A 24860-nucleotide genomic window follows, 5' to 3' on the forward strand; every position below is an offset into this window, starting at 1 on the left:
TATTTATTAAAGGAGTAAAGAATGAAGAAGTTTTCTCAATCAATTGCATTGGTAGCACTGCTGGCTTGTGTATCTGCTGCCTATGCGCGTGATGACAAATTGTTGTTGCCCATTCAGGACGCACTTGATGCACCGGAAGCAGCGCAAGTGCTGAATCCAAACATCAAACTTTATTTTGCTAAAAGTTCAGGCCGTGTAGTGAAATCTGGTCTGATTACCAATCGTAAAACCAACAGTGTCGGCAAATCAGACGAAGCTGCCTGCCGCTGGGCATTTCTGGCAGCGGTTAAACAGTTGCAGGAGCAAGCTACAGCTCAGAATGCTGCTAAAGTAACCAATATTGTCAGCTATTATAAGAAAAACAGCATGGCCAGTACAAAAGTATATGAATGTCATGCGGGTGGTGTGATTGCTGGTGTTGCTCTGAAAGGCGATTTAGCTAATTAAAAAAACACGATTATCTGCCACATAGCCGCCGTTTATCCTGCTCAAGATAATCCGGCGGTTTAATTATATGCATTGAGTGATTAAAACCTGCATAAATTATTATGCCAAACTGTTGTACAGAATGTCTAAATTTGGCGTATATAATAAAAATAATAACTAAATTTAGCTTGTTTTTTTGTCCAATTTTACGTATATTAGCTCAATAAAATATAGTGTAGCTTGATGAAATGAATAAATTGGACAAAAGGTCGGTTATGCAATTGAATATAGACCGCTTAATTGCCTATTTTGGTGGTGTAAACGCTTTGGCCGAAGCGCTCAAACAGCATTATCCAGATAGTGCCGCTTCTACCGCTGCTATCTATAAATGGCGCAAGCGAGGTTCATTGCCATTAAATCAGTTACAAAAAATTATTCTGATGGCTGAGAAGCAGAACAAGCCTCTGGATATCAATGCCTTTATGCAATACAAGAACACTACCCTGGAGAGACCAAGAATGACCACTATCAATAATCGAGTCATTATATTCGACACAACCCTGCGCGATGGAGAGCAATCGCCGGGGGCAGCCATGACCAAAGAAGAAAAAATCCGCATTGCACGCCAGTTAGAAAAGTTGGGCGTAGATGTGATTGAGGCTGGTTTTGCTGCTGCCAGCCCGGGGGATTTTGATGCCATTCACAGCATTGCTGAGATTATTCAAAATGCTACCGTATGTTCCCTGTCACGCGCTAATGAGCGTGATGTACGCAAGGCCGGCGAAGCAGTTGCACCGGCAAAGCGCAAACGTATTCATACCTTTATCGCCACCAGCCCATTGCATATGGAACATAAATTGCGTATGAAACCGCAGCAGGTTAAGGAAACTGCGGTTAAGGCAGTGAAAATAGCGCGTGAATATACTGATGATGTAGAATTTTCCTGTGAAGACGCACTGCGCAGTGATATCAATTTTCTTGCTGAAATCTGTCAGGCAGTGATTGAAGCAGGTGCAACTACCATCAATATTCCTGATACAGTTGGTTATGCCATTCCATTTCAGACTGAAGCATTCTTCCGCGAACTGATTCAGAAAACTCCGGGTAGTGATAAAGTTATTTGGTCGGCACACTGTCACAATGATCTGGGGCTGGCCGTTGGCAATTCACTGGCCGCAGTAAGCGGCGGTGCACGGCAAGTGGAATGTACCATCAATGGTCTGGGTGAACGGGCTGGCAATGCCAGTCTGGAAGAAGTGGTTATGGCGTTGAAAACCCGCCACGATGTTTTTGAGCTGGAAACCAATATTGATACCACGCAAATCGTGCCAACCTCGAAAATGGTTTCTACTGTTACTGGTTATCCGATTCAGCCGAATAAAGCCATTGTTGGTGCCAATGCATTTGCGCATGAATCTGGCATTCATCAGGATGGGATACTGAAATGCCGTGAAACCTATGAAATTATGTCTGCCGAATCAGTTGGCTGGAGTACTAACCGGCTGACCTTGGGTAAACTTTCCGGCCGCAATGCTTTCCGCACCAAACTACAGGAGCTGGGTATTGAGCTTGATAGTGAAGAAGCACTCAATGCTGCTTTTGCCCGCTTTAAGGAACTGGCCGACAAAAAACGTGAAATTTTTGATGAAGACTTGCATGCACTGGTATCTGATGAACTGGAAAGCCGTGCTCCCGATCGTTACAAATACATATCACTGAGCATTCGCAGTGAAACTGGTGAAGAACCAGTGGCAGAAATCGTCTTTAATCTGGACGGAAACGAAAAACGTGCTAGTGGACATGGTTCAGGACCGATTGATGCGGTATTCAAAGCTATTGAGTCTGAAGCGCATAGCAGCGCAGATTTACAACTGTATTCAGTTAATGCCATTACTGCCGGTCCAGAAAGTCAGGGAGAAGTTACCGTGCGTTTGTCTCGTGAAGGCCATCTGGTAAGCGGGCAGGGCACCGATACTGATATTCTTGTTGCCAGTGCCAAAGCTTATCTGTCTGCCCTGAACAAACTGGATAGTCAGCCGCGCGTTAAAGCTCAGGGGATGATATAAACCGAGTAAATCAGTAAATACTTAAAAGTTAAACAATCTAAAAGTGCCTGTTCTTTGGTTTTTAAACCAATGTTGAACAGGCACTTTTTATGTAAAAAACCTTTAGATTTTGCTATACAAACTAACTATATTAAGTTTATGATATTTTTAAACCCGTTAAATTTCAATCATATCTGATTTAAACAGGGTTTACGAAAAATTGTATTTTTCTTTATACCATCAGTTTTGAGCCATGAAATATATCAAACAGTTTTTATGGGTATTATCTGTATTTGCTCTTACCATGACTAATGCTTTTGCTGTAGTAGATGAAAACAGTGTTGCTTACCAGCAAGGCAGATTGGCCGGCAAGATTTTCGCAGTTATTTTTGTATTACTTATTATTCACAGAATTTATAAATACTTTAAAGAAAATAGTTTTTCAAATAGCTTTGTATAAAGTAGTTTAGATTGTCAGGCGCAGTAGTGTAATTCATTAATTGACTACTTATAGAGAAAAATTATGCATTTAACCAGTCGTGAGCAGGAAAAACTGATGCTGTTTCTGGCGGGAGAACTGGCTGCCAGACGACGTGCTCGGGGAGTGAAACTGAACTATCCAGAGGCCATAGCCTATATCAGCAGCCAGTTACAGGAAGCGGCGCGCGATGGTATGAGTGTGGCCGAATTAATGCAGTATGGCGCTACATTATTAACCACTGCTGATGTCATGGAAGGCGTAGCCGAAATGGTGCATGAAGTACAAATTGAGGCAACTTTTCCCGACGGCACTAAACTGGTTACCGTACACCAGCCTATCCGCTAAAGCATGATTCAGTTACTGTAAACATTCGCTATGGGCGAAATGATTATTTAACAGCAAATAATATTCGCACCATACATATTCAGGAGAAACGGTATGATTCCGGGAGAATATATACTGGCCGCAGATGACATCATTGCCAATCAGAACCGCTGTACCCTCACCATTACCGTGGTTAACCGTGGTGACCGGCCGATACAGGTGGGTTCGCACTATCATTTTTATGAAACCAATGCTGCCCTTGAGTTTGAGCGTGCGCACACACGTGGTATGCGTTTGAATATCCCATCAGGTAATGCTGTGCGGTTTGAGCCCGGTGAAGCCAAAACGGTGGAGCTAACCGAATACGGTGGCTATAAAAAAATATTTGGTTTTCATAATGCCGTTAATAGCAGCGTAAGTAATAGATGATTTACCTGCTTAACCAATATACGGTTTTGATACAAAACTCCGGATAAATATCTAATAATCAAACAACAGATAATTGCTACAGATTACTTAAATAGAGAATCCTGTCATGAGCCTGAAAATTTCCCGCCAGCAGTATGTTGCCACCTATGGGCCAACCGTGGGTGATAAAGTACGTTTGGGTGATACCGAACTATTTGCTGAAGTTGAACGCGATTTACTCACCTATGGTGATGAGGGCAAATTTGGCGGCGGCAAATCCATTCGCGACGGTATGGCACAATCAGCAACAGCGCCACGCAGCAATCAGAATGTGCTTGATATGGTTATCACGAATGTACTGATACTGGATTACTGGGGAATAGTAAAAGCCGATATTGGTATTCGTGATGGCAAAATAGTGGCTGTCGGTCAGGCAGGAAACCCCGACACCATGGATGGCGTACACCCGAACATGATTATCGGTGCTGCTACCGAAGTGCATAACGGCGCCAATCTGATTGCCACCGCAGGCGGAATTGATACCCATATCCACTTTATCTCTCCTCAGCAGATTACCCATGCCATTGAATCCGGCATCACCACCATGATCGGAGGAGGTACCGGGCCTGCCGATGGTACCAATGCCACTACAGTGACTCCGGGTGCGTGGCATATTCAGAAAATGTTGCAGGCTGCCGAACAGGCGCCAGTTAATCTGGGTTTCTTTGGCAAAGGCAACTGTGCCAGTCTGGAACCATTACGCGAGCAGGTAGCTGCCGGTGCACTGGGGCTGAAAATCCACGAAGACTGGGGTGCAACCGCCGCGGTAATCCATGCTTCATTACAGATTGCAGATGAAATGGATGTGCAGGTAGCGATTCATACCGATACCCTGAATGAAGGTGGTTTTCTTGAGGATACCATGCAGGCTATTGATGGCCGGGTAATCCATACCTTTCATACCGAAGGTGCCGGCGGCGGTCATGCCCCGGATATCATCAAAGCCGCGATGTATCCGAATGTACTGCCGGCTTCTACCAATCCTACCCGCCCGTTTACCGTGAATACCATAGACGAACATCTGGATATGTTAATGGTGTGTCATCATCTGGATAAAAACGTGGCTGAAGATGTGGCCTTTGCCGATTCGCGTATCCGCCCGGAAACCATTGCCGCCGAAGATATACTGCATGATATGGGCGTATTCTCGATTATGAGTTCCGACTCACAGGCTATGGGCAGAGTAGCTGAAGTAATTGTGCGCACATGGCAAACTGCTGACAAAATGAAACAGCAGCGTGGCCGCTTGAATGAAGAAACCGGTGCCAACGATAACTTCCGCATCAAGCGTTATCTGGCCAAATACACCATCAATCCGGCCATTGCTCAGGGCATCAGCAAATATGTAGGCTCAATTGAAGCAGGCAAAATTGCCGATTTGGTATTGTGGAAACCAGCCTTTTTCGGTGTAAAACCGGAAATCATCATCAAGGGCGGTACCATCAGCTATGCGCGCATGGGGGATCCGAATGCCTCTATCCCCACACCTCAGCCTGTTATCTATCGCCCCATGTTTGGCGCACTTGGCCGCGCTGTGCAGGATACCGCTGTATTGTTTGTATCACAGGCTGGTGTGGATAATGATATCCGCAGCCAATATGGTTTATGTAAACAAACTTTACCCGTGCACAATTGTCGTTCCATTAGTAAAAAAGACCTGATTCATAACGACGCCATGCCGGAAATCAGTGTCAATCCTGAAACCTATGAAGTACGGGTGAATGGTGAGCATATTACCTGTGAACCGGCTGAAAAAGTGGCGCTGGCACAGCGATATTTTCTGTTTTGATTAAAACAATTCGTGGTTGCATATATATGAAATATATCAAATGTATCAAAGATTTTATTTTTCTAGTCATTGATGAATTTAAAAATATGTTACTGTTGTCATGTATTTTAACAACGGGATTTTTTGTTTCAAATTCATTTGAGCAAACCAAAGATGGCGTACATTTTTTTAGTGATTCGGATTTGTTTTTAGAAAAATGGCATATTGCTAGCCAAGGTATATATTCATTTAAGTACATTATTATATCAGCATTCATCTGGTTTATTATTTCGGTATATTATCTGCGTTTACACAGTAAAAGAAATTTTGCTGACTGGTATTTTTATATTGATAGTCGCATTACACAACGTACAGTAGCTATTGTATTTGGATATTTCGCTCTGGGTACATCTCTGATCATAGATATGATTCTTTGGCTATTAATTAATCCATCCCATGAAGATTTTAAATTAGAAGTATTTAAAGGAATGTTTTTTATACTAGGTGAATTTGGTTGGTTATTTATTATCTGCGTTTGCCTTTTAAAATATTTTATTCAAGTTGCTAAAACCAAAAATGAATCTAATCATCCAAACCATTCTCGGCAATCTGCAAACGCTTAAAGAAAAGCAGCAGATTACTACTCAAAAGCTGGATACTGTTTGTCTGCAATGGTTTGAAGCAGACCGGCGCATTATCCGTACTACGACAACGGGCGGGCGTGAGATTGCTTTTCGTCTGCTGAAAGAGGGGCAGCGCCTGCATCATGATGATGTAGTTTATCTGGACAAGCAGTTGGCAATTGTGGTGCAGATTGAACCAAGTGAAGTGATGGTGCTGGCGCCGCAAACCTTGCCGGAAATGGCACGTGCCTGTTATGAAATCGGTAACAAACATACGCCATTATTTCTAGACGGAAATGAATTGCTGCTACCGTTTGATAAACCCTTATTTGAATGGTTGCAGGCGGCTGGTTTTGCACCAGTACGCCAGCAACGGCGCTTAAGTGAACAATTGCGTGCCAATTCAGCGCCGGGTGTTGGCGGTGGCCACCGCCATGACCACAGCCATACACATGATTTAATTGGCCATCACCACCATTGATAAATTAAATATATGTCCGGTTCAGACAGACACATTGATATTGACGCTTTAACGCGTGCAGGATTATTGCTGCAACTGGCTGATCCTACGCTGCCGATTGGTGGCTTTAATCATTCCGGCGGGCTGGAAACCTTTGTCCAGCAGGGTGTTGTATATGATGCGGCTACACTGAAAACATTTGTATACACCCAGTTGCAGCAAAACTGGCTGCATAATGATGGCGCTTATGTGTCACTGGCTTTTAATGCCAGTACCGAACAAAATCTCAATGAACTGTTATGGCTGGACAAACAGATAGGTGCGGCAAAAGTAGCGCGTGAGTTGCGAGAAAGCAGTTATAAACTGGGCGTACGTCTGCTGAAAATTTTTGCTCAGCATACCAAGGTAGCAATCGTGGCTTCTTATCAGGCTGCACTGGCTGCACAGCAGGTGCGCGGATTTTATCCACTGGTGTTTGGGTTACTCGCTGCTGCCATGCAGCTGGATAAGGCTGCTACGCTACAGGCATTTTATTACAACGCTGTTGTCGGTTTGATTACCAATGGCGTTAAGCTGATACCGCTAAGCCAGATGGCCGGACAGGAAATGTTAATCGAACTGCATGCCGCGATTGCACATACGGTAGAAGCCAGTATGCAGCCACAGTTGCAGCAATTGGGCGCTACCACACTGGCCACTGATATTCGGGCGATGCAGCATGAACGTTTATATACCCGCTTGTATATGAGTTAGATTTATCAATAATGGAGAAAATCATGAAAAAAATATTTGCTTTGTTCCTGTTAAGCCCCGTGCTGGCATTTGCCCATCCCGGCCACCTTACCGAGGGGTGGCTGGCTGGTGTACAGCATCCGTTCAGTGGCTGGGATCATTTATTGGCCATGATTGCAGTGGGCTTATGGGCGGCCACTTTTCAGGGTAAAGCGCGCTGGCTGATTCCCACCACCTTTGTCAGTGTGATGATTGGCGGTTTTATACTGGGTGCACAGGGCATACAGATACCGATGCTGGAGCAGGGGATTGCCGCTTCTGTGCTGGTGTTGGGATTAGCCGCAGCTTGGTTAAAAAAAGTACCGGCTGGCACCGCCATGTTTCTGGTTGGTCTTTTTGCCTTGTTTCATGGTGTAGCTCATGGTGCAGAAATAGGTTCTCATGGTGTATTCAGCTATGCCTGTGGATTTGTTATCGCTACCGTAGCTTTGCATATTGCCGGTTTTGCACTTGGTGCAGCAATGGGCAAGCATCAGTGGCTATTACGCCTTACCGGCAGCCTGATTGGTGTGGTTGGTTTGAGTATGCTGTTTGCTGTCTGAAAACATCAGCTTGATAAAATCAGTGCAGACCAGCATGGCTTTTTATCTGTATGTTTGTCGGTAATTGGCTAATAGTCTGCTCAAACTGCTAGCAACACGAAATAATGAAAATCTATTAGTCTGAACAAATTAGTGTTTTTACAGTAAAAGGAACGCCTGAAGTGAGCTGAACAATCATGATTAAACTGGAAGACGGACTAATAGCAGAGGAAACAAACACCATGCGTCAATACATTAAAATCGGCGTTGCCGGCCCAGTAGGTTCAGGTAAAACCGCTCTGATTGAAAAACTTACCCGCCATATGGCTGAACAATACAGTATTGCGGTGATTACCAATGACATTTACACACAGGAAGATGCCGAGTTTTTAACCAAAAACAGCTTGCTGCCACCAGAACGGATTATGGGCGTGGAAACCGGCGGCTGCCCGCATACGGCCATTCGCGAAGATGCCAGTATGAATCTGGAGGCAGTAGACGACATGGTGGCACGTTTTCCAGATATCCAGATTTTGTTTATCGAAAGTGGTGGCGATAATCTTTCCGCTACCTTCAGCCCTGATCTGGCCGATGTCACTTTATTTGTCATAGATGTTGCGCAGGGCGAAAAAATTCCGCGTAAAGGTGGCCCGGGGATTACCCGTTCGGATTTACTGGTAATCAATAAAACTGATTTAGCCCCATATGTTGGCGCCAGTCCGGCTGTGATGCAACACGATGCACAGCGTATGCGCAAAGGGCAGCCGTTTGTGTTTACCAATCTGATGGCAGAAGATGGTATCGTTACAATAATAGACTGGATAAAAAAATACGCCTTACTGGAAAATGTAGCCGAACCCGCTGGTTTAATACGCTAATGCACAGCCGTTTACATCTCACCACCCGGTTAAACCAGCGCGGGCAGACCACATTTGCTAACTGCTATTACACACCGCCACTAAAAATCCTCCCTTTAGCACAGATGGCTGCACCAGTATGGCCGCAGGCACTACCGGCCATCCAGATGAGTTCATCACCGGGTTTACTGGCTGGTGACCGGATAGATATTGAAATTGAGCTGGCACAACAAACCCAGTTGTATTTGTTTACGCAGGCATTCACCCGAGTACAATCCATGCCTGCCGAAAATGAAGCGCAGCAGCATACGCGTATTGTGCTGCATGAACACAGCCGGCTGTGTTATCTGCCTCATCCGCTGGTGTTGCACCGCAACGCTGCCTTAACCCAAAGCGTGCAGATTAGTCTGGCTGATAACTGTCAACTGATACTGGGTGAAATCATTGCCTGCGGCCGTGTGCTCAATCAGGAATGCTGGGATTTTCGTTACCTGTCATCACGGATTAATATCGATTATCAGCAACAACTACTGCTTAGCGACAATATCTACTGGCAGCCACAGCAACAGCCCCTTAATGTATTAGGGCAGATGGACCAGTATACCCATCAGGCCTGTCTTTACTACATCAACACCGCAGCCAGCAAAGCACAGATACAGCAACTGATTAATCAGATATATACCGCACTATTGCCCGACTGGCCGCTGGAAAATAATCAGTATCTGTGGGGCATTACACAGGCTGCTGATTGTGCCTTATGTGTACGTGCGCTGGGGATGAGTGCAGAAGTGTTGCAGAATTTCATGCAACAAATAACAAATCATTTTTTGCGTATACCCGATGAGCAATAATGCGTTCACTCATTAAACCTTAAAAAAAGAAAAATTTATGCTAAATAAATTTTAGTTCCCGAATAGAATAACGAATGTAGTTTGACAAATATTGTCTAAATTATATTCATACAACATAAAATTTTCAATTTTAAGATCAATATATTTTAAATATCAATCTAATATGGCTAAATATTTAATTATATTTAATGTATAAATAATTTTAATATTTAAAAATTTGTTTTATGTGTTTAACAAATTTAATACTTATCACATCTTTTATTTGACTGAATTTATTAATTTCACAGCAAAAAAGTCTTTTTGACAATGCAGATAATACTTTATTCAGAATTTGTCTGGATGAGCTGATGTTTTGGATTGTTGAAAGCCAGTTAAGCTGATTTATTTTAATAGATGTTACCAGACAGTTATTACTAATGTAATTTATGCTGGCAGACATAAATTTACAGGATGCCTCGTAGTGCTGTCAGCAGGTGCAATGCTGAATTGGTGGTGTAACTAAATCTTGTCATTTTAAGATTGTAGGCTTTAACCACATGTTTTTAATATTTAATTTTTATACTGCTTTTATCAGGATTGTGGTGATTTTTACTAAATATTGCTAATAACTGCTTTGCACAGTTAATCCATCATAGGCAGGAGCGCAGTTTTTGGGACAGCGCTGTTTCAGACTAGAGTATTCCTGCGCATGGGTCATGTGGATAAAGTAGGTTTGTCTGGCATTAATGCGCTTCGCGTAGGCAAAGGCCTGTTCGGTACTGAGGTGGCTGGGGTAGGTGGTGTCCATCAGGCAATCCAGAAACAGGTAATCCAATCCGTGTAAATGCGGGAATATGGATTCTTCGATGTGATTAAGGTCGGTAAACCAGGCGATATTGCCGATGCGAAAGGCACTGGTTGTCCAGCTACCGTGTGGTACGCCGAATTGCCATACAGGTACGCCGTCAATGTTGAGAACGCTATTTTGCCCCTGATTTAGTGGCAGTTCATGTGCACGAAGTACTGGCCGGTTCCAGTAATTGTTCTGTTCCAGAAAGGCATAATCGAAACGACTGTAAATATTGGCCAGTGTATCATGATGGCCATAAATGGGAATGGCTGCCTGTTGTTTATAGCAGAATGCGCGCAAGTCATCGATGCCATTAAGGTGGTCGGCGTGGGGATGGGTGTAGAGTATGCCGTCAATGCGTGACAGTTTGTGCTGTAAAGCCTGATGATAAAAGTCGGTGCCGGTGTCAATTTGCCAGTGTTGCTCACCAATCTGTATATGGGCACTGCAACGAGTGCGCCGGTTTTTCGGGTCGTTGCTGGTACAGGTGGGGCAATTACACCCGATAACTGGTGTGCCAGAAGAGCTGCCACAGCCAAGTACAGTAAGGGTGAGCTGAGTCATGGTTAATTATCAAGCGGCGGGAGTTTGTTGAAGAGACGATAGGTATTGGCGGTAGTGGCCTCTTCAATCGTAGCGATACTGTCGCCACGCAGCTGTGCTACAAATTCGGCAGTGTAGCGTACGTAAGCCGGTTCGTTGGGTTTGCCGCGTTTGGGTACCGGCGCCAGATAAGGTGCATCGGTTTCCACCAGTATCCGGTCTAATGGTACATAACGGCATGCTTCCTGTATCTGCTGGGCATTTTTAAAGGTTACGATGCCAGAAAAGGAGATATAAAAGCCTAAATCCAATACCGCTTTGGCAAAGGCAGTATCTTCGGTGAAGCAGTGGATAACGCCTTGCTGAGCATGGTTTTCACGTAATAGGCGCAAGGTGTCGGTGCCGGCATCGCGTGTATGGATAATCAGTGGTAAGCCGGTATGGTTGGAGGCCTGAATATGAGTACTGAAGCGGGCATGCTGCCAGGCCAGATCGCCGCTGCACCAGTGATAGTCGAGGCCAGTTTCGCCGATACCCACCACTTTAGGATGCTGGGCGGCGGCAATGAGCTCGTCCAGGTTCATTTCTGCTGAGTTCTGGTCTTCAGGATGTACGCCGACACTGGCAAACAGGTTGCTATACTGCTCAGCCAGTGCCAGTACTTCGATGGCGCTGGTTTTGTCTACGCTGATAGCAATAGCCTGCCGTATATCTGCCTGAGCCATGTTTGCCAGTATTTGTGGCAGTCTGGCCGCCAGCTCAGGCATGTTTAAATGGCAGTGAGAATCGATAAGCATGATTACAGGGTATAGGTAGCGCGTTCGCTCAACAGTAATCCGGGCAGAATGTCTTCAATGGCCTGTTTGACTGCAAAGCTGTCTTCATTATTGTCAAACGCCAGACCAATTCCCTGTGGCTGGCCGGTAGAGGTGGTGGCAGTGTTAATCCATACTACTTTAGTACGCAAATATTTGGCTTCATTGAATGCCGGCAGGGTAGCGACCAGTAATACTTCTTCACCCATCTCGAAGTTGTCGGTTGTGGGCGCAAACAGGCCGCCATACTCTAGAAAAGCCATGTAACTGCGGTACAGTTCAGGTTTATCGGGGATGGTTAGGTTGAGCATTTTGCCCGGTAAATTGGTAGGAGCTTCAGCCATAAATTTCTTTCATGGTTTTGTGTTTTTATGCTGCCACACATTAAGATAGTCTATTAATAAATCTTCAAGCTGCATTTTAACATTGAGGGTATGTTTACCGTAAGGGGCAAGTGCATTCACTCTGTCGATTAAGGCAAACAGAGACAACGGGTCGATTTGTGCGGTAATCTCGTTTAACGCATTTTGCCATGCGGGGTAATACATGGCGTGTATGTGTTGCTGTGCCAGTGACATATCCAGTAACCATTTGGCCAGCCAGTCGAGAAAGGTGGATAGTGCCAGTTTTTGTTTGTCAAATGCAGCGGCGTAATCCAGCAGCGCGATCAGGCGTGGCTTAATCAGCAGAGGAATAAGTTCGTTGCGCAGCTGGTTGTGGCTGTCGTTATCTGCAAATAATGGGGCCCCGCCGTGAAAGGCCAGCAGGTCTGCTGCATTGTCACCATGCTGTTGTTGCACATAGGCTAGTGCCTGCGCGCGTGCAGGCATGGTTAAAGCCACCTGACGGCAACGGCTTTTAATTGTTGGCAGCAGGCGGTCTTTCTGATGGCTCACCAGAATAAACACCATACCTGCCGGTGGTTCTTCCAGAATTTTCAGCAGGGCATTGGCGGCCTGAAGATTCATGCTTTCTGCCGGATAAATCAGGGCAACGCGTTTGCCACCCCGATGGGCACTCAGATGAGCAAAATCCAGTACGTTGCGTATGATTTCTACTTTAATCAGTGTCTGCTTGCGTTCACCGCCTTCGCTGTCGGCTTCTTCTGGCGTTACCAGCAGGAAATCGGGATGGCTGTGCTGGCTGTATAAATGGCAGGATGTACACTCACCACAAGGCTGATGGTTGGCACGCGGTGATTCGCACAGCAGTGCCTGTGCCAGATATTCGGCAAATTCACGTTTACCAATTCCCGGATGGCCGTAAAGCAGCCATGCGTGCGGTTGCTGCTGCCAGTGTCGGGCAATCTGTTGCCAGACAGGTTCGAGCCATGGATAAATCATGAATTTAATCCAAACAATTGTGCTAGTGCCTGATTAAGCTGTTGCGCTACTTCACTCAGATTTAAACTGCTGTCGATAATGGCGTAGCGCTGCGGTACAGCCGCAGCACGATCCAAATAAACTGTGCGCGTGTGCTCAAAAAAAGCTGTATCCAGTTGTTCAAAGCGGTCAGGGTTACTGTTTTGGCTCAGTCGCTGCTGGGCTACTGTTAAGGGTACATCCAGCAGTAAGGTCAAATCAGGCTGCAAGCCTTGCTGTACCCAGTTTTCCAGAATGGCTATATCAGCCAGTGGCAGGCCACGGCCTCCGCCCTGATAGGCAAATGTGGCATCGGTAAAACGGTCACTTACTACATGTATGCCTTGTGCCAGTGCCGGTTTAATTACTTCATCCAGATGCTGCTGGCGTGCAGCGAATATCATCAGGGTTTCTGTACGGGCATTGGCGTGGGTAGCCGGATCAAGCAACAGCTTGCGTAGTGCTTCGCCAATGGCGGTGCCGCCTGGTTCACGGGTAAAAAGTACCGGTAATTGGTGCTTTTCAAACCAGCTGCGTATGGTATCGAGATTAGTCGATTTGCCGGCACCATCAATTCCATCCAGCGTAATAAATTTTGCTTTCATCTATACAAATCCGGTTAGCGTTTTTTCAGGATATATTGGCGAACCGCAGCATTGTGTTCATTCAGACTGTGACTGAACTGGCTGCGGCCAGTACCATCGTTACGCGCCACAAAGTACAGATAATCGTTACTGGCTGGATGAGCAGCCGCTTCCAATGCTGCTTTGCCCGGCAGTGCAATAGGACTTGGCGGCAAACCGGCACGAGTGTAAGTATTGTACGGTGTATCACGACGTAAATCGGCCTTGCCAATTTTACCTTTATAACGGCTGCCCATGCCATAAATCACGCTAGGGTCAGTTTGTAAACGCATATGCTGATTGAGGCGGTTAACAAATACTGCTGCTACATTGCTTCTGTCTTCAGCATGGCCGGTTTCTTTTTCAATCAGGCTGGCCATAATCAGTAATTCGTAGGCAGTCTGGTAAGGTAGACCACTGCGTCGCTCTTCCCATGTAGCCTGTAAATGCTTTTGCATGGTGTTATAAGCCTGTTGATACAGTGATAAATCGCTGCTGTCAGAGCTGATATCATAAGTAGCCGGAAAAAACAGGCCTTCTGCATGTGTATAACTGTGATCAGCTCCTAGTTGCTGTAATAGTTTGCTGTCTGGCCAGCCCCGCGTAGTGTGCTCAATATCAGGTGTGTTATCAATAATTCTGCGCATCTGTGCAAATGTGTTACCTTCAATGATTTGTACCGTAACGCTGTCTGGCTTGCCAGTGCGCAGCCTTTGCAGAATCTGCCAGCTCGAAACTGAGTGTGGTAAGCGATAGTTGCCGCGATGGATTTTATCTCCCATACCCAGCATATGTGCGGTACCGACAAATACCCAGCGGCTATAAATCACATCGTTAGCCGCCAGAGTACGGCTTACTCCACTGATGCCATAGCCAGCCGGCACTTTTAAACGATAGTCAGCATTATTTTTAGGTAAAAATAAGAGTGTAGCCCACACCAGCGCAAAGGTTAGTAAGCCCGTAAATACCAGAAGCATAGCCAGTCGTTGTTTGCGCTGCATAGAAGCGTTCCTGTTTTAGCATGAATAATCTGAACCAGTCTGCAAGTATAAATTTAATTCTCAGGTGCGACTACTCTTGTTATTAACCCACGGTTATAAAGAGATTAGATGGACGTTCGGCAGAAAATTTTTGCCGGTTGAGAGCTATATTTTCTGCTTTCAGTGTGAAAAATTAAATCGGGGCTTGCAAAATTTAGTAGTTCAGGTAAAATGCGCAGCCTATTCAGCAATAACTGGCTGAAAGCAGTTGGGGGTATAGCTCAGTTGGTAGAGCGCTTGCATGGCATGCAAGAGGTCAGCGGTTCGATCCCGCTTACCTCCACCAAATTGCTACATAAATTCAATGAATTAAGCCACATCGCCTTGTGGCTTTTTTTTATTGGATTTTGCGCTGGTGTCAAATTGGTGTCAAATTGAGAAGAGTTTCCAGCATACTGACGCAAGTGCTCAGTGTTTAAATGGGCATACCTTTGCACCATCTTTTCACTTGACCAGCCTCCTAACTCTTGAAGTGGCCGCGTTAGTGTCCCCTGAATCACATGGTTAGTTGCCCATGTATGCCGGCAATCATGGAATCGAAAATTAGCAATTCGAGCACGCTTTAATGCTTTTTTCCATGCTGTGCCTGCGGGGTTTTTGATTGGGGAGCCCTTGTAAGTAAACACGTTGGTTTTGTGCTTGCCGCGCAGGCTTAGAATTACACTCATTGCTTCATCATTTAAAGGCACTCCTATCGCTCTTGATGATTTTGCCTGATCCACATGAATCCATGCAGTACGCCTTGGTATATCAACCTGCGACCATTGCAGGCCGGCTACATTGGCTTTTCTTAAACCAGTAGCCAGCGCAAAAGCCGCAATCGGTATCAGGTGTTCTGGCAATTCTTTAAACAGCCTGTATTTCTCATCGGCCGTCAGCCAGCGTTCCCTGCGCTTAGGCTCCTCAAGCATCTTGAACTTTGGTAAATTGGTTATCCATCCCCATTCTCTGGCTGCCAACAAAACCATTCTGATTTGTTGCGTATAGGCATTGACGATTCTTGGTTTCCGCCCCTCGTTCCTGCTTACTTTCGGATGAATCACAGCCAGCAATAAACAAAGCCACACAAGTGGTTATCAGTGCAATTTTTTCATGATGGTATTTACATTCAAAAAAGGGGAAGTGTATTTCCCTAATTGATTTTTAAAACAATGCTAAAAATAAATTCATCACGAGGTGCTGCGAGCTTTAAGTGCAAACAGTTCCATTATCGTTGGGTGCATATAACCAATACAGCTATTAATCCCGCCTGATAATGCTGCTAGCGTGCTGGTAAATCTTAAAAAGTCCTCTTGGCTTAGCTTCTGAGTAATATCATTATTTGTATAGCCGTCCGTTAATTTAGATAACGTTTCCATAATAAACGTTGTTGTATCTAATGCCTGAAAACAATATTCACTAAGACGTTCTAAATCTTTTTTGCTGATCCGTTTTAGTTTTCCATCTAGGGTTTCATCAAGGTTCTGTATTATTCATTTTATTGATAGGTTGATTAGGTTTTGTGCGAATTGTATAAATCGGATGATGTAATCCAATAAATAGTGTCTTAATAATAGCAATAGTAAACAAAGTAACCATTAATTTCATTGCTATTAAACCCTTTGTTTTTTCTTTCATTTCTTACCGCGAAAAAATAACCTTAACAGGTGTTTTACGGGCAATCAATGTTTGGCTGGGGATTGGGTTTTACTGCGCTTTCCAGCTAGTGGCGTCTAACAATGGTTCTGGGATTTCTTAGATGCCCCATGCCGTAATGCGTCTCGGTAGTTATTGGGGGCAATTTTATTAATATGATTAAAGCATATTGTCGCATACCATATCTTACGACCAGCGCTCCCGTTGGCCTATGCTCCCAGCAAATACGGTTGCCATAAGGGTGATTTTTAATTTATGCATATGTATTTTAAGCTTCATGATTAATTTCATTAAAAAAGCCAGCTTATTTGCTGGCTTAGGTTAATCACATTTTTATCTATCAACGTGTTGCAATAATTAAATCATTCTTTATCACTCTGTTCATAAATCGAGATCGCTTGTAGTTCCGCTTCTACAATTGTTTTCAGTTCAACTAACCTCTTATCTAATTTAGCTTGCTCGACTTTATCGGAGGCTGAAAATTCTAGCCATTTCAGAGCGCCATATTCATGTGCATGATCCATAAATAGGGATAGTTGCTTCCCTAATTTAGCAGGGTCATCATTTAAGCAGCCTATTTTATATGCTATGCTGGACTTAAGTTCATCTTGTAAAAACCAAGGCTTCTTTTTATGAACTACAACAGCTTGTTTAATATGCGGAGCATACACAAACGTTTCTTTTCCGCTATAGTAACCGTCAAGTACTTTTGCAACTACTTTTCCGCAAACATATATCTTTTTGTTATTGGTATTGAAATGTATTCTAATATCATAGAATGTCGCTGATTCAGGTCGGAGTAATATTTTCCTTACTGCTTCTTTTGCTTCTGAGGCAAGAGAGTTATATTTAGAGTAAGCAATAGTACCGGAAATTATCATTGCCACAATAATGGCAAGAATTAGATAAAGCTTTTTTTTGTTGCGGCCTGTTTTTTTAGGTGGTAATGGCTTAACTTTCTCAGGTTCTTTTGGCTTGGGCGGAATTTCTAAAAGTTCTGGATACGCAATAAACAAACGCGAGTTGTATTTCTTACGCAACTCTTCATTAAGCAGAACCTGTTTACATAGCTTTAAGTCCTCTAAAGAAATCGTCTGTTGCTGTACCGCTTTTTTCATTGCATTAACGATGTCAAAATGCGAGGCAGTAGGCTTTAGGCTTAATAATTGATATAAGTTTTTAAATGCCATCATTTGTTTCCCTTTGTTGGATGAGAAATATTACCACAGCAGAAGATAAATGTTAATTATTGTCAATATAGTTAAAAATTGATTAAAAATCCAAGCAATCGCATGAGCGCGTGGGCTTTTTTATCGTAGGTAGATACAGCTATGAAATTGAAAGTCAAAGCCAGCAGACTAACACCTGCCGGTTGTAACAGCCGGCTTTCATCTTCTAGATAACGCAAGGGTAAAGCTGGTGTATGGGGGTAGTAGACCATGCGTTGCTTGTGTGAGGCCGTGCTGCTACGAGACAAATACACCCGTCAGTACGGTGGTTATGCTAGCGTTGAGGGTATGAAAGTGGATCATATTGTGAACATTACAATAACCAAGCGTTTAATATGCTTGGTATCAAAAACGGGCATAAACGCTCCTGTTTTAAGCGCCGTTCAATCACTGCACATCATCGTGCTATGGCTAACTGGGCGATGTGGGTTGAACGGGTAGTGAGGACGTTAGTACTGTTTTAGGCATATATGCAACAATGTGAAAGTTTTGATAAATATTTTTACAATTTACCATTGCGTAAGAATTGAATATTTAGTATATTGCAAATCGTTAATCTCTTTTCCTGTTTTTGTGCTGGTGTGGCAACTTTGCTGCATCCAAACTAGAGCTATTAACATATTTCTCCTTTTTTAGTTGATATACTTTACTATTTTTACCCGCCTGCTCCTTGGCGGGTTTTTTATTATGCAAGTAAGTTTGGTTGGCTTTCATGAATACTCAACGCGGTAGCCAATCTAATTGTTGTGGCTTTACGTGGTCGTTTTGATGATTCCAGTGGTGAATAAGCTGGTTGAATTTTGCCTAATTTTTTGGCACATTCTTTTTGTGTAAGTAACAAGTATTCATGCTATGCCCGAGCTGGTGATTATTGTTTATCGAACAATAAATCTACCACTTCACTAGGCGCGCTGTCGGTAAAATTAATTTTAGACTGGTTAGTGAATGGCAAGTATTTATCATAACAAACGGGGACATATTCAGGATTAACAAATCAATTATTTATAACTTGATACTTAGTAAGTACGGATATCGCGTTTTTTCACCGCTTCAATGAAGACGATGCTAATGTCGATTTATATTTAAACTCTATCCGATAATTGCTAACTTTTAGTTTGTAGGTTGGCTTTATGGATAAACACAGTGGATTTGTGCTTACTGCGCTGGTTTAAAATTGTATTTTGTTTCATCATCCAAAGGTACTCCTATAGCTGGTGATGCTTTTGCTTCGTCTGCATAAATCTATGCTATACATCGCAATTGCTGGTTCGGACTAATGCAATTTTGTGGTCAGGATAGATATGATAATGTCAATTGTAGATAGGTTACCGGTAAAATGAGTTGATAAGCATGCAATTATATTTGGATGGTTATTATCAATTAATAAATGCTAAATAATTATACGATAAACAGTATTGATACATTTACTGTGCAAGCAGGAAAGTTATTATAAAACTATTTGGCAATATAAATAGTGCTTTTGCTGATAATTGCAGGCTTTGGCAGCACAAGATTTTAACGCAGTCTGAAGCAGTTTAGTTTGCTTAAAACTTGCAAATCATGCTTAAAAGAGAGTATAGTTAAAAAAATATTTTAAAATTTAATCGAGTAATTTTAATTTTTCCGTATAAGGTTGGTTTTGGAAACAAATATACGGTTTTAATAATTGTTGTTTTTGATTTTGTATCATATGAAAAAGGGAAGGAATGGGAAATGGAGTTTAATATACATAATTGATTAAGCTAGTATTGAGCAGGAATCTGGTAAGTGCTAGCCGCTTTAATTAGCGTTAATCGTTTAACCTGCGATATTTTATACTTTAAATAATTATGCTGATTTATTGATATGGTTGTTATTTCCTATATTGTGTGGCTAAATAGCGGCAGAGATTGTTGATAAGCAGCTTATTTCTATCTACAAATAAAATTATCGTTATGGCAAAATGATTGCAGGCCATTTACCGACTACTTGAATATTGCTGAAAATTAAGCAAGTAAATTGTTATATTTTATATCAATATAAAGCTTGCTAAATAGTCTGATGCAAACTCAGGTTGAATAAAGAGCTTTTTTGCGCTTATAGACGGTTAAAAATAATATGCTGATGTTATTCTTGAGCTGAAACTGAAAAATGTATTTTTATTCTGATTAAAAGTGAATTAAACACTACATTGCTCTTGGTACTGCATAAACATGCAGACAGTATTATTTTTATTAATCGCATTAATACACATAATTTAAACAGCTAACGCGCCTTAATCAAGCTTTGGTTGTAATCTTGTATATAAATTTTTCAGGTAAATTTTGTTTTGCCAGCAGCATTGCAATTGCGCTGGCTATCGTGGCCTTTATACGATTTTCGGCTAACTGGCTGCTGTCATTATGCAGTTTATGATAACTGTAATATCCTTTTTCATATTGGAAATGAATCTGTTAACGCTTGATGACAGTATGGCCAGATTTGAAAACTTTGCCATGACAATATTCATTATGAATGGGTACGAGATTATTTAGCTGAAAATTAAAATACAAATAATAAATGAATTTCATTTAAACAATTAATATATGGATATAGCAGATGGAGAATAAAAGAAATTTAAATATAAATTGAAACCAGATTCGAATAATACATTAAAGGGAGCGTAAACAGATAAATGCACAAATGATATTAAGGTATTGGCTGCATTATTTGTAAATTCGATAAGATGAATAATGATACATAAAGGTTAAATAATGAAGGGTACCCTATTCAAATATTGCAAAGGATTTTGCCATATGCTGACTCTTCTGGCATTTTTTTTCTGTAGCATAATGCCAGCCAGATCAGTATTTGCGCAAGATGTAGAGTGTGCAGAAGTTAAAATCGTGATTGAGCAGAAACTGTCTTTTGAGCGACAGGCTTTTGATGCACGAATGTTAATTAAAAACGGTCTGGACGACAGGCTGAAAAATATCCGTGTTGAGCTGATTTTTACTGATAAGGATAATCAGCCGGTTGAGGTAACTCAGAGCACTGAAGATAGTAAAGCCAAGTTTTTCTATCGTATTAATTCCCTCTCCGGGGTTAATGATATCAGCGGAACAGGGCAGATAACAGCAAAATCCAACGCGGATATTCACTGGCTGATTATACCGGCATATGGAGCTGCTAAAGATAAAGACACGCTTTACAACATTGGTGCCAGACTTACCTATGAGCTCAATGGTCAGGAAACTACGGTTGATGTTGCGCCTGATTACGTGGTGGTGAAACCGCAGCCATTGCTGACACTGGATTATTTCTTGCCGGGTGAGGTTTACGGGGATGATCCTTTTACTGCAGAGGAAGAACCGCCTGTACCATTTACTTTGGGCGTACGTATCAAAAATGACGGTAAAGGTATTTCCTATAAAACCATGATTGATTCAGCCCAGCCTAAAATTGTCGAAAACAAAAAGAATTTACTGGTTGATTTCAGCATTTTGGGTAGTTATATCGGAAATCAGCCCGCCGGCAAGAGTTTGTTGCTGAATTTTGGTGATATAGATGCGGGTGCGGCTACTGTCGGCCGTTGGAATATGAGTGCCAGTCTGTCGGGTACGTTTACTGATTTCAATGCGACATTCACTCACGCTGATACTTTGGGCGGTGCAGTTACCAGTCTGTTAAAGGCCACGAATACACACACTTTAATCCATGATGTGAAAGTTGATTTGCCTGATAGTGATAATATTGCCGATTTTCTGGCACTTGATGGTGATGTGGTGCGCCTGTACCAATCCAGTGGTGTGGATACAGAAGTAACCGAGCAAAGTAATCAGGCTGCTTTAAAAACAGGCAATGATGGCTATCAGTTAACTTTTCCGGCCACCAGTGGGTTTGTCTATACCAAAGTAGCTGATCCTTTTAAAGGTAGCAAACAGCCACATGATGTTGTACGTTCGGATGGCAAACGCTTATTAAATGATAATGTCTGGTTATCCAAATCACGTAATAAAGATTTGTCTTGGTCTTATTATGTGAATGTGTTTGATTATGATTCAACTGGAAAATATAATTTATTTAAGCATGGAAGTGTTCAGGCTAAGGGCATGATTGCTGGTAAGGTATACAATGATCTGGATGCAAATGGTCTGCTGAATAATGGAGAACCCGGGCTGAATCATGTCAAAGTTGTCTTGTCTGGTCAGGATAACGCTGGCAATAGGGTTGAGCAGGTTGCTTATACTGATGATTCTGGTAAGTTTATTTTCGATAAATTACTGGCTGGCGACTATTCTATCTGGGTTACCGATGTAGATGGTATGATTGACGGGCCAGCTATTGCGGGCAGTGCCGGAGGTAATGCTGTAGCAGGCAAAATTGAGCATATTGTGCTAACAGATAATATGCATGCAGAAAATAATCTGTTTGCGAAGCAAAAAGCTGATCAGCCTTCTGTACCTGGTAAAGCAGATGTATCACTGAATATTGAACTCGTACAATGGGATTCTGTATTAGCGCAGGATACAACGCAGTTATTGCTGACTATCGCGAATCAGGGAACAGCAAGCGCACGTAATATTTATATGCAGACTAATTTATCTGATAATCTTGAAATTACCGGCCAGAAAGTTGTGGCGGGAAATTACAATACTCAGGATGAGCGGATTGATAAGCTTGCAGCCGGTGAAAGTACGAAACTATTGCTAACAGTAAGAATAAAGGACACTGAAAAAGTTGGCCAGTTCACTGCACGCGTAGATAGTGAGACTGAAGATGCTGATTTAAATAATAATCAGGTTAGCGTTGCTGTACAACCTGGTGTGGCCGATATTGCGCTGGAGGTTGAAAAACTGCGGCGGATACCTACACTACCTGATGATAGTGTGCAAGTGTTAGTAACCATCAGCAATAAGGGGCCAATGGATGCACACAATATTTATCTGCAACCTGTTTTAGGCTCTAATCTGCAAATAACCAGCCAGAAAGTATTGATGGGCAATTACAATAAGGCAGAGAAGCGGGTTAATAAGCTGCCATTAGGTGAAGCGGCTATTGTATTGCTAACAGTAAAGGTAACTGGAGCCGATGGTAAGGGTGATTTTACTGCCCGGGTGCAGAGCCAGCTTGCCGATCCGGATACAAGTAATAATTCGGTTACACTTCCTGTGTCAGTACACGAGATGTGAAAAATAGCCAATTAAGCCATCAGCCAAGCAGGCTATTAGTGAATTGGTTACTAGACTGTGAAAGCCACGAATACAGGCCTTTTAATCCATGAAGTAAAAGCAGTGATAAAGTCACCGATTTTGCGGTACATGATGGAGATGTGGTACATGTATATGAATTCAGTGGTGTGGATACAGAAGTAACCAAGCAAAATAAACTGGCTGCTCAAAAAGCAGCCAGTTTATTATTTAATTGGATGTATTTATACAAAAGTACCTTATTTTGCGCAGTAATGACCATCCGGACTAAATTGTTCATTCGAATGGCAAACACCTGATACCTGATTAAATTGCAAAAATTCATCAACAAAACGGTATTGCATAAAGAAAATAATCAGGAAACCATTACATCAGTTATGCCTGTTCAACTAATAATATATCTCTATCATCCAGACTTTCTTACTGCTTTTAGCTAACTGATTATTTGAACAACCTAGAAATGTTATATGAATTAATGGAGAAATGGCCAAAACCAGATTCAAAAATTAAAATCCTAATTAAATTGGTTTAAGCTTACATACTATAGTAATATTAGAAAATTAATATTTATTTACTTTTAAAGTAAATATGTAATATGGTCATATTAATTGATAGGCTTCCTAATCGAAAATGATTAGCCGTGATTACAACTGAACCTGTATAGAAGGCGAGAGAAGAAAAGATATGTCGAAACTAATTGGAAATTTGCTTTGCTTATCCAGTCTGATATTTTTGCTTGCTGCTTTTATTGGGTTACTGGTTTCTAATTTATTTAGAAATAAAAATACTGTTATTAAATCAAGATATAAAAAAGTTTTCATTTGCAATATTATCTGTTGCCTGCTTACTTTAATTGTAGGCATTTTCTTTGTATTGAAAAATCAGCCAGCGTATATTGACACAATATCTGCTATTAATAATATATCAAATAGCTTTCACAATACCCATCCTGTAATGAATCAGGCACAAGCTGCCAGCATTAATTTTCCTGCTCCTGGGGATAAAATTTATTTGAGACTATTCAAGCAGGAAGGTATACTGGAAATATGGTATAAACATAAAAATCAGCAGTACCAGTTATCTAAAATCTGGAAAATATGTACCTTCTCCGGTGGCTTAGGGCCTAAAAAGGCGGAAGGAGATGGCAAAAGTCCGGAAGGATTTTATGCTACGCGGAAGAGTCTGCTCAATCCAAACAGTAATTATCATCTGGCGTTTAATATTGGCTACCCGAATGCCTACGACAGGTCAAAAGGTTATACAGGCAGTTATATAATGATTCATGGCAAATGTGTTTCGATTGGCTGCTATGCCATGACAGATAATGGTATAGAAGAAATCTATGCATTGGTCAGTCAGGCATTAAATAGTGGTCAAACAGAAGTCCCAATACATATTTTCCCGTTCAAAATGAATACGGCCAATATGAAAAAATATCAAGGCTCTACACATTATGCTTTTTGGCAGGAGTTGAAACCAGCTTATGATATTTTTCAGTCACAGCGGCGGATTCCCGATATCAGTGTGCATAATCAGCATTATATTGTCAGGTAATACAAACAGAATTAGAGAGTTAAAACAGGCCACGGAAAAAATTTATTTCCGTGGCCCTACTTTCTGACTTGGTACTATACACTAAAACATATAAGGCTTTTATCTACACAGGTTAATGCTGTAGCCAGTAATATTAAGCATATTGTGCCAGAAGATAATCTGTTTGCAACGCAAAAACCAGATCAATTTTTTTCGATCAATAAAGCAGAGATATTTCCCTAAATATTAAAACAGTACAATGGGATTGTGTATTGCTACCAGATATGGCGCATTTATTCTTAACAACAAAAGTAATTGGCGTTAGTGCTGAGGGCGATTTTATTGTTCAGATACAGAATCAGCTCGCTGATGTGGATAAAAGCAATAATTCGCTTGTATTGCCCGTATCAGTAGGGCGATAAGTAAAAAATAGCCAATAAACTTATTGTCTAAACATGCTACTAACCT

24 protein-coding genes, 1 tRNA gene and 1 pseudogene are annotated in these 24860 nt (G+C 42.2%); 16 read left to right on the forward strand and 10 right to left on the reverse strand.

Annotated elements, in window-relative coordinates; all coding sequences use genetic code 11:
• Window positions 1-21 precede the first annotated feature (21 nt).
• The 12 genes from GYX26_RS09570 to GYX26_RS09625 all read left to right on the forward strand — a co-directional run bounded on the left by GYX26_RS09570 (window position 22) and on the right by GYX26_RS09625 (window position 9616).
• A complete protein-coding gene (locus tag GYX26_RS09570) occupies window positions 22-447 on the forward strand; it encodes an excinuclease ABC subunit A (RefSeq protein WP_174829063.1) in 426 nt (141 codons plus the stop codon).
• A 254-nt stretch (window positions 448-701) separates the two neighbouring features.
• Complete coding sequence (locus GYX26_RS09575; RefSeq protein ID WP_174829064.1) at window positions 702-2492, forward strand: 2-isopropylmalate synthase; 1791 nt, start codon at window positions 702-704, stop codon at window positions 2490-2492.
• Window positions 2493-2724: 232 nt separating this feature from the next.
• Window positions 2725-2931: a hypothetical protein gene (locus GYX26_RS09580; protein WP_174829065.1), complete on the forward strand. Its 207-nt coding sequence runs from the start codon at window positions 2725-2727 to the stop codon at window positions 2929-2931.
• Between the two features lie 63 nt (window positions 2932-2994).
• On the forward strand, window positions 2995-3297 hold the full coding sequence (gene ureA, locus GYX26_RS09585; protein WP_174829066.1) for an urease subunit gamma: 303 nt from the start codon (window positions 2995-2997) through the stop codon (window positions 3295-3297).
• Window positions 3298-3390: 93 nt separating this feature from the next.
• Complete coding sequence (ureB, locus tag GYX26_RS09590; protein ID WP_174829067.1) at window positions 3391-3705, forward strand: urease subunit beta; 315 nt, start codon at window positions 3391-3393, stop codon at window positions 3703-3705.
• A 106-nt stretch (window positions 3706-3811) separates the two neighbouring features.
• Window positions 3812-5533 carry an urease subunit alpha gene (gene ureC / locus GYX26_RS09595; protein WP_174829068.1) on the forward strand — a complete coding sequence of 574 codons (1722 nt, stop codon included), beginning with the start codon at window positions 3812-3814 and terminating at the stop codon, window positions 5531-5533.
• Window positions 5534-5559: 26 nt separating this feature from the next.
• Window positions 5560-6135: a hypothetical protein gene (locus tag GYX26_RS09600; protein ID WP_174829069.1), complete on the forward strand. Its 576-nt coding sequence runs from the start codon at window positions 5560-5562 to the stop codon at window positions 6133-6135.
• Window positions 6089-6616: an urease accessory protein UreE gene (ureE, locus tag GYX26_RS09605; RefSeq protein ID WP_174829070.1), complete on the forward strand. Its 528-nt coding sequence runs from the start codon at window positions 6089-6091 to the stop codon at window positions 6614-6616. Before GYX26_RS09600 ends, ureE begins: the two co-directional genes overlap by 47 nt.
• Window positions 6617-6628: 12 nt before the next feature.
• A complete protein-coding gene (locus GYX26_RS09610) occupies window positions 6629-7348 on the forward strand; it encodes an urease accessory protein UreF (protein ID WP_174829071.1) in 720 nt (239 codons plus the stop codon).
• A 23-nt stretch (window positions 7349-7371) separates the two neighbouring features.
• Window positions 7372-7929, forward strand: coding sequence for a HupE/UreJ family protein (locus tag GYX26_RS09615; RefSeq protein ID WP_202984310.1), 558 nt, complete (start codon window positions 7372-7374; stop codon window positions 7927-7929).
• Between the two features lie 176 nt (window positions 7930-8105).
• A complete protein-coding gene (gene ureG, locus GYX26_RS09620) occupies window positions 8106-8786 on the forward strand; it encodes an urease accessory protein UreG (RefSeq protein ID WP_238791272.1) in 681 nt (226 codons plus the stop codon).
• On the forward strand, window positions 8786-9616 hold the full coding sequence (locus GYX26_RS09625) for an urease accessory protein UreD (RefSeq protein WP_174829073.1): 831 nt from the start codon (window positions 8786-8788) through the stop codon (window positions 9614-9616). Before ureG ends, GYX26_RS09625 begins: the two co-directional genes overlap by 1 nt.
• Before the next feature lie 601 nt (window positions 9617-10217).
• Here GYX26_RS09625 and GYX26_RS09630 read toward each other — a convergent pair.
• The 6 genes from GYX26_RS09630 to mltG are packed head-to-tail and all read right to left on the reverse strand — an operon-like array spanning window position 10218 to window position 14788.
• Window positions 10218-11009, reverse strand: coding sequence for an MBL fold metallo-hydrolase (locus GYX26_RS09630; protein WP_174829074.1), 792 nt, complete (start codon window positions 11007-11009; stop codon window positions 10218-10220).
• A gap of 2 nt (window positions 11010-11011) precedes the next feature.
• Window positions 11012-11788: a YchF/TatD family DNA exonuclease gene (locus GYX26_RS09635; RefSeq protein ID WP_174829088.1), complete on the reverse strand. Its 777-nt coding sequence runs from the start codon at window positions 11786-11788 to the stop codon at window positions 11012-11014.
• Window positions 11788-12147: a PilZ domain-containing protein gene (locus GYX26_RS09640; protein ID WP_100090484.1), complete on the reverse strand. Its 360-nt coding sequence runs from the start codon at window positions 12145-12147 to the stop codon at window positions 11788-11790. The genes GYX26_RS09635 and GYX26_RS09640 overlap by 1 nt, the downstream gene beginning before the upstream one ends.
• A gap of 9 nt (window positions 12148-12156) precedes the next feature.
• Complete coding sequence (gene holB / locus GYX26_RS09645; protein WP_174829075.1) at window positions 12157-13146, reverse strand: DNA polymerase III subunit delta'; 990 nt, start codon at window positions 13144-13146, stop codon at window positions 12157-12159.
• Window positions 13143-13769 (reverse strand): dTMP kinase, encoded by a 627-nt coding sequence (gene tmk / locus GYX26_RS09650; RefSeq protein ID WP_174829076.1) that lies wholly within the window; start codon window positions 13767-13769, stop codon window positions 13143-13145. The genes holB and tmk overlap by 4 nt, the downstream gene beginning before the upstream one ends.
• 14 nt (window positions 13770-13783) lie before the next feature.
• Window positions 13784-14788: an endolytic transglycosylase MltG gene (gene mltG / locus GYX26_RS09655; RefSeq protein WP_370520880.1), complete on the reverse strand. Its 1005-nt coding sequence runs from the start codon at window positions 14786-14788 to the stop codon at window positions 13784-13786.
• A 249-nt stretch (window positions 14789-15037) separates the two neighbouring features.
• Between mltG and GYX26_RS09660 the strand changes: the two genes are divergently transcribed.
• Window positions 15038-15113 (forward strand) — tRNA-Ala (locus GYX26_RS09660).
• Between the two features lie 130 nt (window positions 15114-15243).
• Here GYX26_RS09660 and GYX26_RS09665 read toward each other — a convergent pair.
• The 3 genes and pseudogenes from GYX26_RS09665 to GYX26_RS09675 form a co-directional block, all read right to left on the reverse strand.
• A pseudogene (locus tag GYX26_RS09665) lies at window positions 15244-15795 on the reverse strand (site-specific integrase); the annotation flags it as partial.
• 1029 nt (window positions 15796-16824) lie between these two features.
• A complete protein-coding gene (locus GYX26_RS09670) occupies window positions 16825-17655 on the reverse strand; it encodes a hypothetical protein (RefSeq protein ID WP_174829077.1) in 831 nt (276 codons plus the stop codon).
• Between the two features lie 68 nt (window positions 17656-17723).
• Window positions 17724-17939 (reverse strand): hypothetical protein, encoded by a 216-nt coding sequence (locus tag GYX26_RS09675; protein ID WP_174829078.1) that lies wholly within the window; start codon window positions 17937-17939, stop codon window positions 17724-17726.
• 87 nt (window positions 17940-18026) lie between these two features.
• Between GYX26_RS09675 and GYX26_RS11570 the strand changes: the two genes are divergently transcribed.
• Window positions 18027-18155 (forward strand): hypothetical protein, encoded by a 129-nt coding sequence (locus GYX26_RS11570; RefSeq protein WP_255453867.1) that lies wholly within the window; start codon window positions 18027-18029, stop codon window positions 18153-18155.
• Window positions 18156-18243: 88 nt separating this feature from the next.
• Here the strand turns inward: GYX26_RS11570 and GYX26_RS09680 are convergent, their stop codons facing one another.
• The gene (locus GYX26_RS09680) at window positions 18244-18405 is read right to left on the reverse strand and encodes a hypothetical protein (protein ID WP_174829079.1); all 162 of its coding nucleotides are present in this window, start codon (window positions 18403-18405) and stop codon (window positions 18244-18246) included.
• A gap of 2096 nt (window positions 18406-20501) precedes the next feature.
• On the opposite strand from GYX26_RS09680, the gene GYX26_RS09685 reads away from it, so the two are divergent.
• Both GYX26_RS09685 and GYX26_RS09690 read left to right on the forward strand, forming a co-directional pair.
• Window positions 20502-22841, forward strand: coding sequence for an SdrD B-like domain-containing protein (locus tag GYX26_RS09685; protein WP_174829080.1), 2340 nt, complete (start codon window positions 20502-20504; stop codon window positions 22839-22841).
• 702 nt (window positions 22842-23543) lie between these two features.
• The gene (locus tag GYX26_RS09690) at window positions 23544-24413 is read left to right on the forward strand and encodes a murein L,D-transpeptidase family protein (RefSeq protein ID WP_202984311.1); all 870 of its coding nucleotides are present in this window, start codon (window positions 23544-23546) and stop codon (window positions 24411-24413) included.
• Window positions 24414-24860 lie beyond the last annotated feature (447 nt).

The sequence above is a fragment of the Snodgrassella sp. ESL0253 genome, assembly GCF_013344965.1.
In the GTDB taxonomy this organism is placed as follows: Bacteria; Pseudomonadota; Gammaproteobacteria; order Burkholderiales; family Neisseriaceae; genus Snodgrassella; species Snodgrassella alvi_B.

What these genes read in the sequence shown, in the direction of transcription:
- GYX26_RS09570 (WP_174829063.1), top strand. Translation starts at nt 22, where the DNA reads ATGAAGAAGTTTTCTCAATCAATTGCATTGGTAGCACTGCTGGCTTGT.
- GYX26_RS09575 (WP_174829064.1), top strand. Translation starts at nt 702, where the DNA reads ATGCAATTGAATATAGACCGCTTAATTGCCTATTTTGGTGGTGTAAAC.
- GYX26_RS09580 (WP_174829065.1), top strand. Translation starts at nt 2,725, where the DNA reads ATGAAATATATCAAACAGTTTTTATGGGTATTATCTGTATTTGCTCTT.
- ureA (WP_174829066.1), top strand. Translation starts at nt 2,995, where the DNA reads ATGCATTTAACCAGTCGTGAGCAGGAAAAACTGATGCTGTTTCTGGCG.
- ureB (WP_174829067.1), top strand. Translation starts at nt 3,391, where the DNA reads ATGATTCCGGGAGAATATATACTGGCCGCAGATGACATCATTGCCAAT.
- ureC (WP_174829068.1), top strand. Translation starts at nt 3,812, where the DNA reads ATGAGCCTGAAAATTTCCCGCCAGCAGTATGTTGCCACCTATGGGCCA.
- GYX26_RS09600 (WP_174829069.1), top strand. Translation starts at nt 5,560, where the DNA reads ATGAAATATATCAAATGTATCAAAGATTTTATTTTTCTAGTCATTGAT.
- ureE (WP_174829070.1), top strand. Translation starts at nt 6,089, where the DNA reads ATGAATCTAATCATCCAAACCATTCTCGGCAATCTGCAAACGCTTAAA.
- GYX26_RS09610 (WP_174829071.1), top strand. Translation starts at nt 6,629, where the DNA reads ATGTCCGGTTCAGACAGACACATTGATATTGACGCTTTAACGCGTGCA.
- GYX26_RS09615 (WP_202984310.1), top strand. Translation starts at nt 7,372, where the DNA reads ATGAAAAAAATATTTGCTTTGTTCCTGTTAAGCCCCGTGCTGGCATTT.
- ureG (WP_238791272.1), top strand. Translation starts at nt 8,106, where the DNA reads ATGATTAAACTGGAAGACGGACTAATAGCAGAGGAAACAAACACCATG.
- GYX26_RS09625 (WP_174829073.1), top strand. Translation starts at nt 8,786, where the DNA reads ATGCACAGCCGTTTACATCTCACCACCCGGTTAAACCAGCGCGGGCAG.
- GYX26_RS09630 (WP_174829074.1), bottom strand. Translation starts at nt 11,009, where the DNA reads ATGACTCAGCTCACCCTTACTGTACTTGGCTGTGGCAGCTCTTCTGGC.
- GYX26_RS09640 (WP_100090484.1), bottom strand. Translation starts at nt 12,147, where the DNA reads ATGGCTGAAGCTCCTACCAATTTACCGGGCAAAATGCTCAACCTAACC.
- holB (WP_174829075.1), bottom strand. Translation starts at nt 13,146, where the DNA reads ATGATTTATCCATGGCTCGAACCTGTCTGGCAACAGATTGCCCGACAC.
- tmk (WP_174829076.1), bottom strand. Translation starts at nt 13,769, where the DNA reads ATGAAAGCAAAATTTATTACGCTGGATGGAATTGATGGTGCCGGCAAA.
- mltG (WP_370520880.1), bottom strand. Translation starts at nt 14,788, where the DNA reads ATGCAGCGCAAACAACGACTGGCTATGCTTCTGGTATTTACGGGCTTA.
- GYX26_RS09670 (WP_174829077.1), bottom strand. Translation starts at nt 17,655, where the DNA reads ATGATGGCATTTAAAAACTTATATCAATTATTAAGCCTAAAGCCTACT.
- GYX26_RS11570 (WP_255453867.1), top strand. Translation starts at nt 18,027, where the DNA reads ATGCTTGGTATCAAAAACGGGCATAAACGCTCCTGTTTTAAGCGCCGT.
- GYX26_RS09680 (WP_174829079.1), bottom strand. Translation starts at nt 18,405, where the DNA reads ATGAAAGCCAACCAAACTTACTTGCATAATAAAAAACCCGCCAAGGAG.
- GYX26_RS09685 (WP_174829080.1), top strand. Translation starts at nt 20,502, where the DNA reads ATGCCAGCCAGATCAGTATTTGCGCAAGATGTAGAGTGTGCAGAAGTT.
- GYX26_RS09690 (WP_202984311.1), top strand. Translation starts at nt 23,544, where the DNA reads ATGTCGAAACTAATTGGAAATTTGCTTTGCTTATCCAGTCTGATATTT.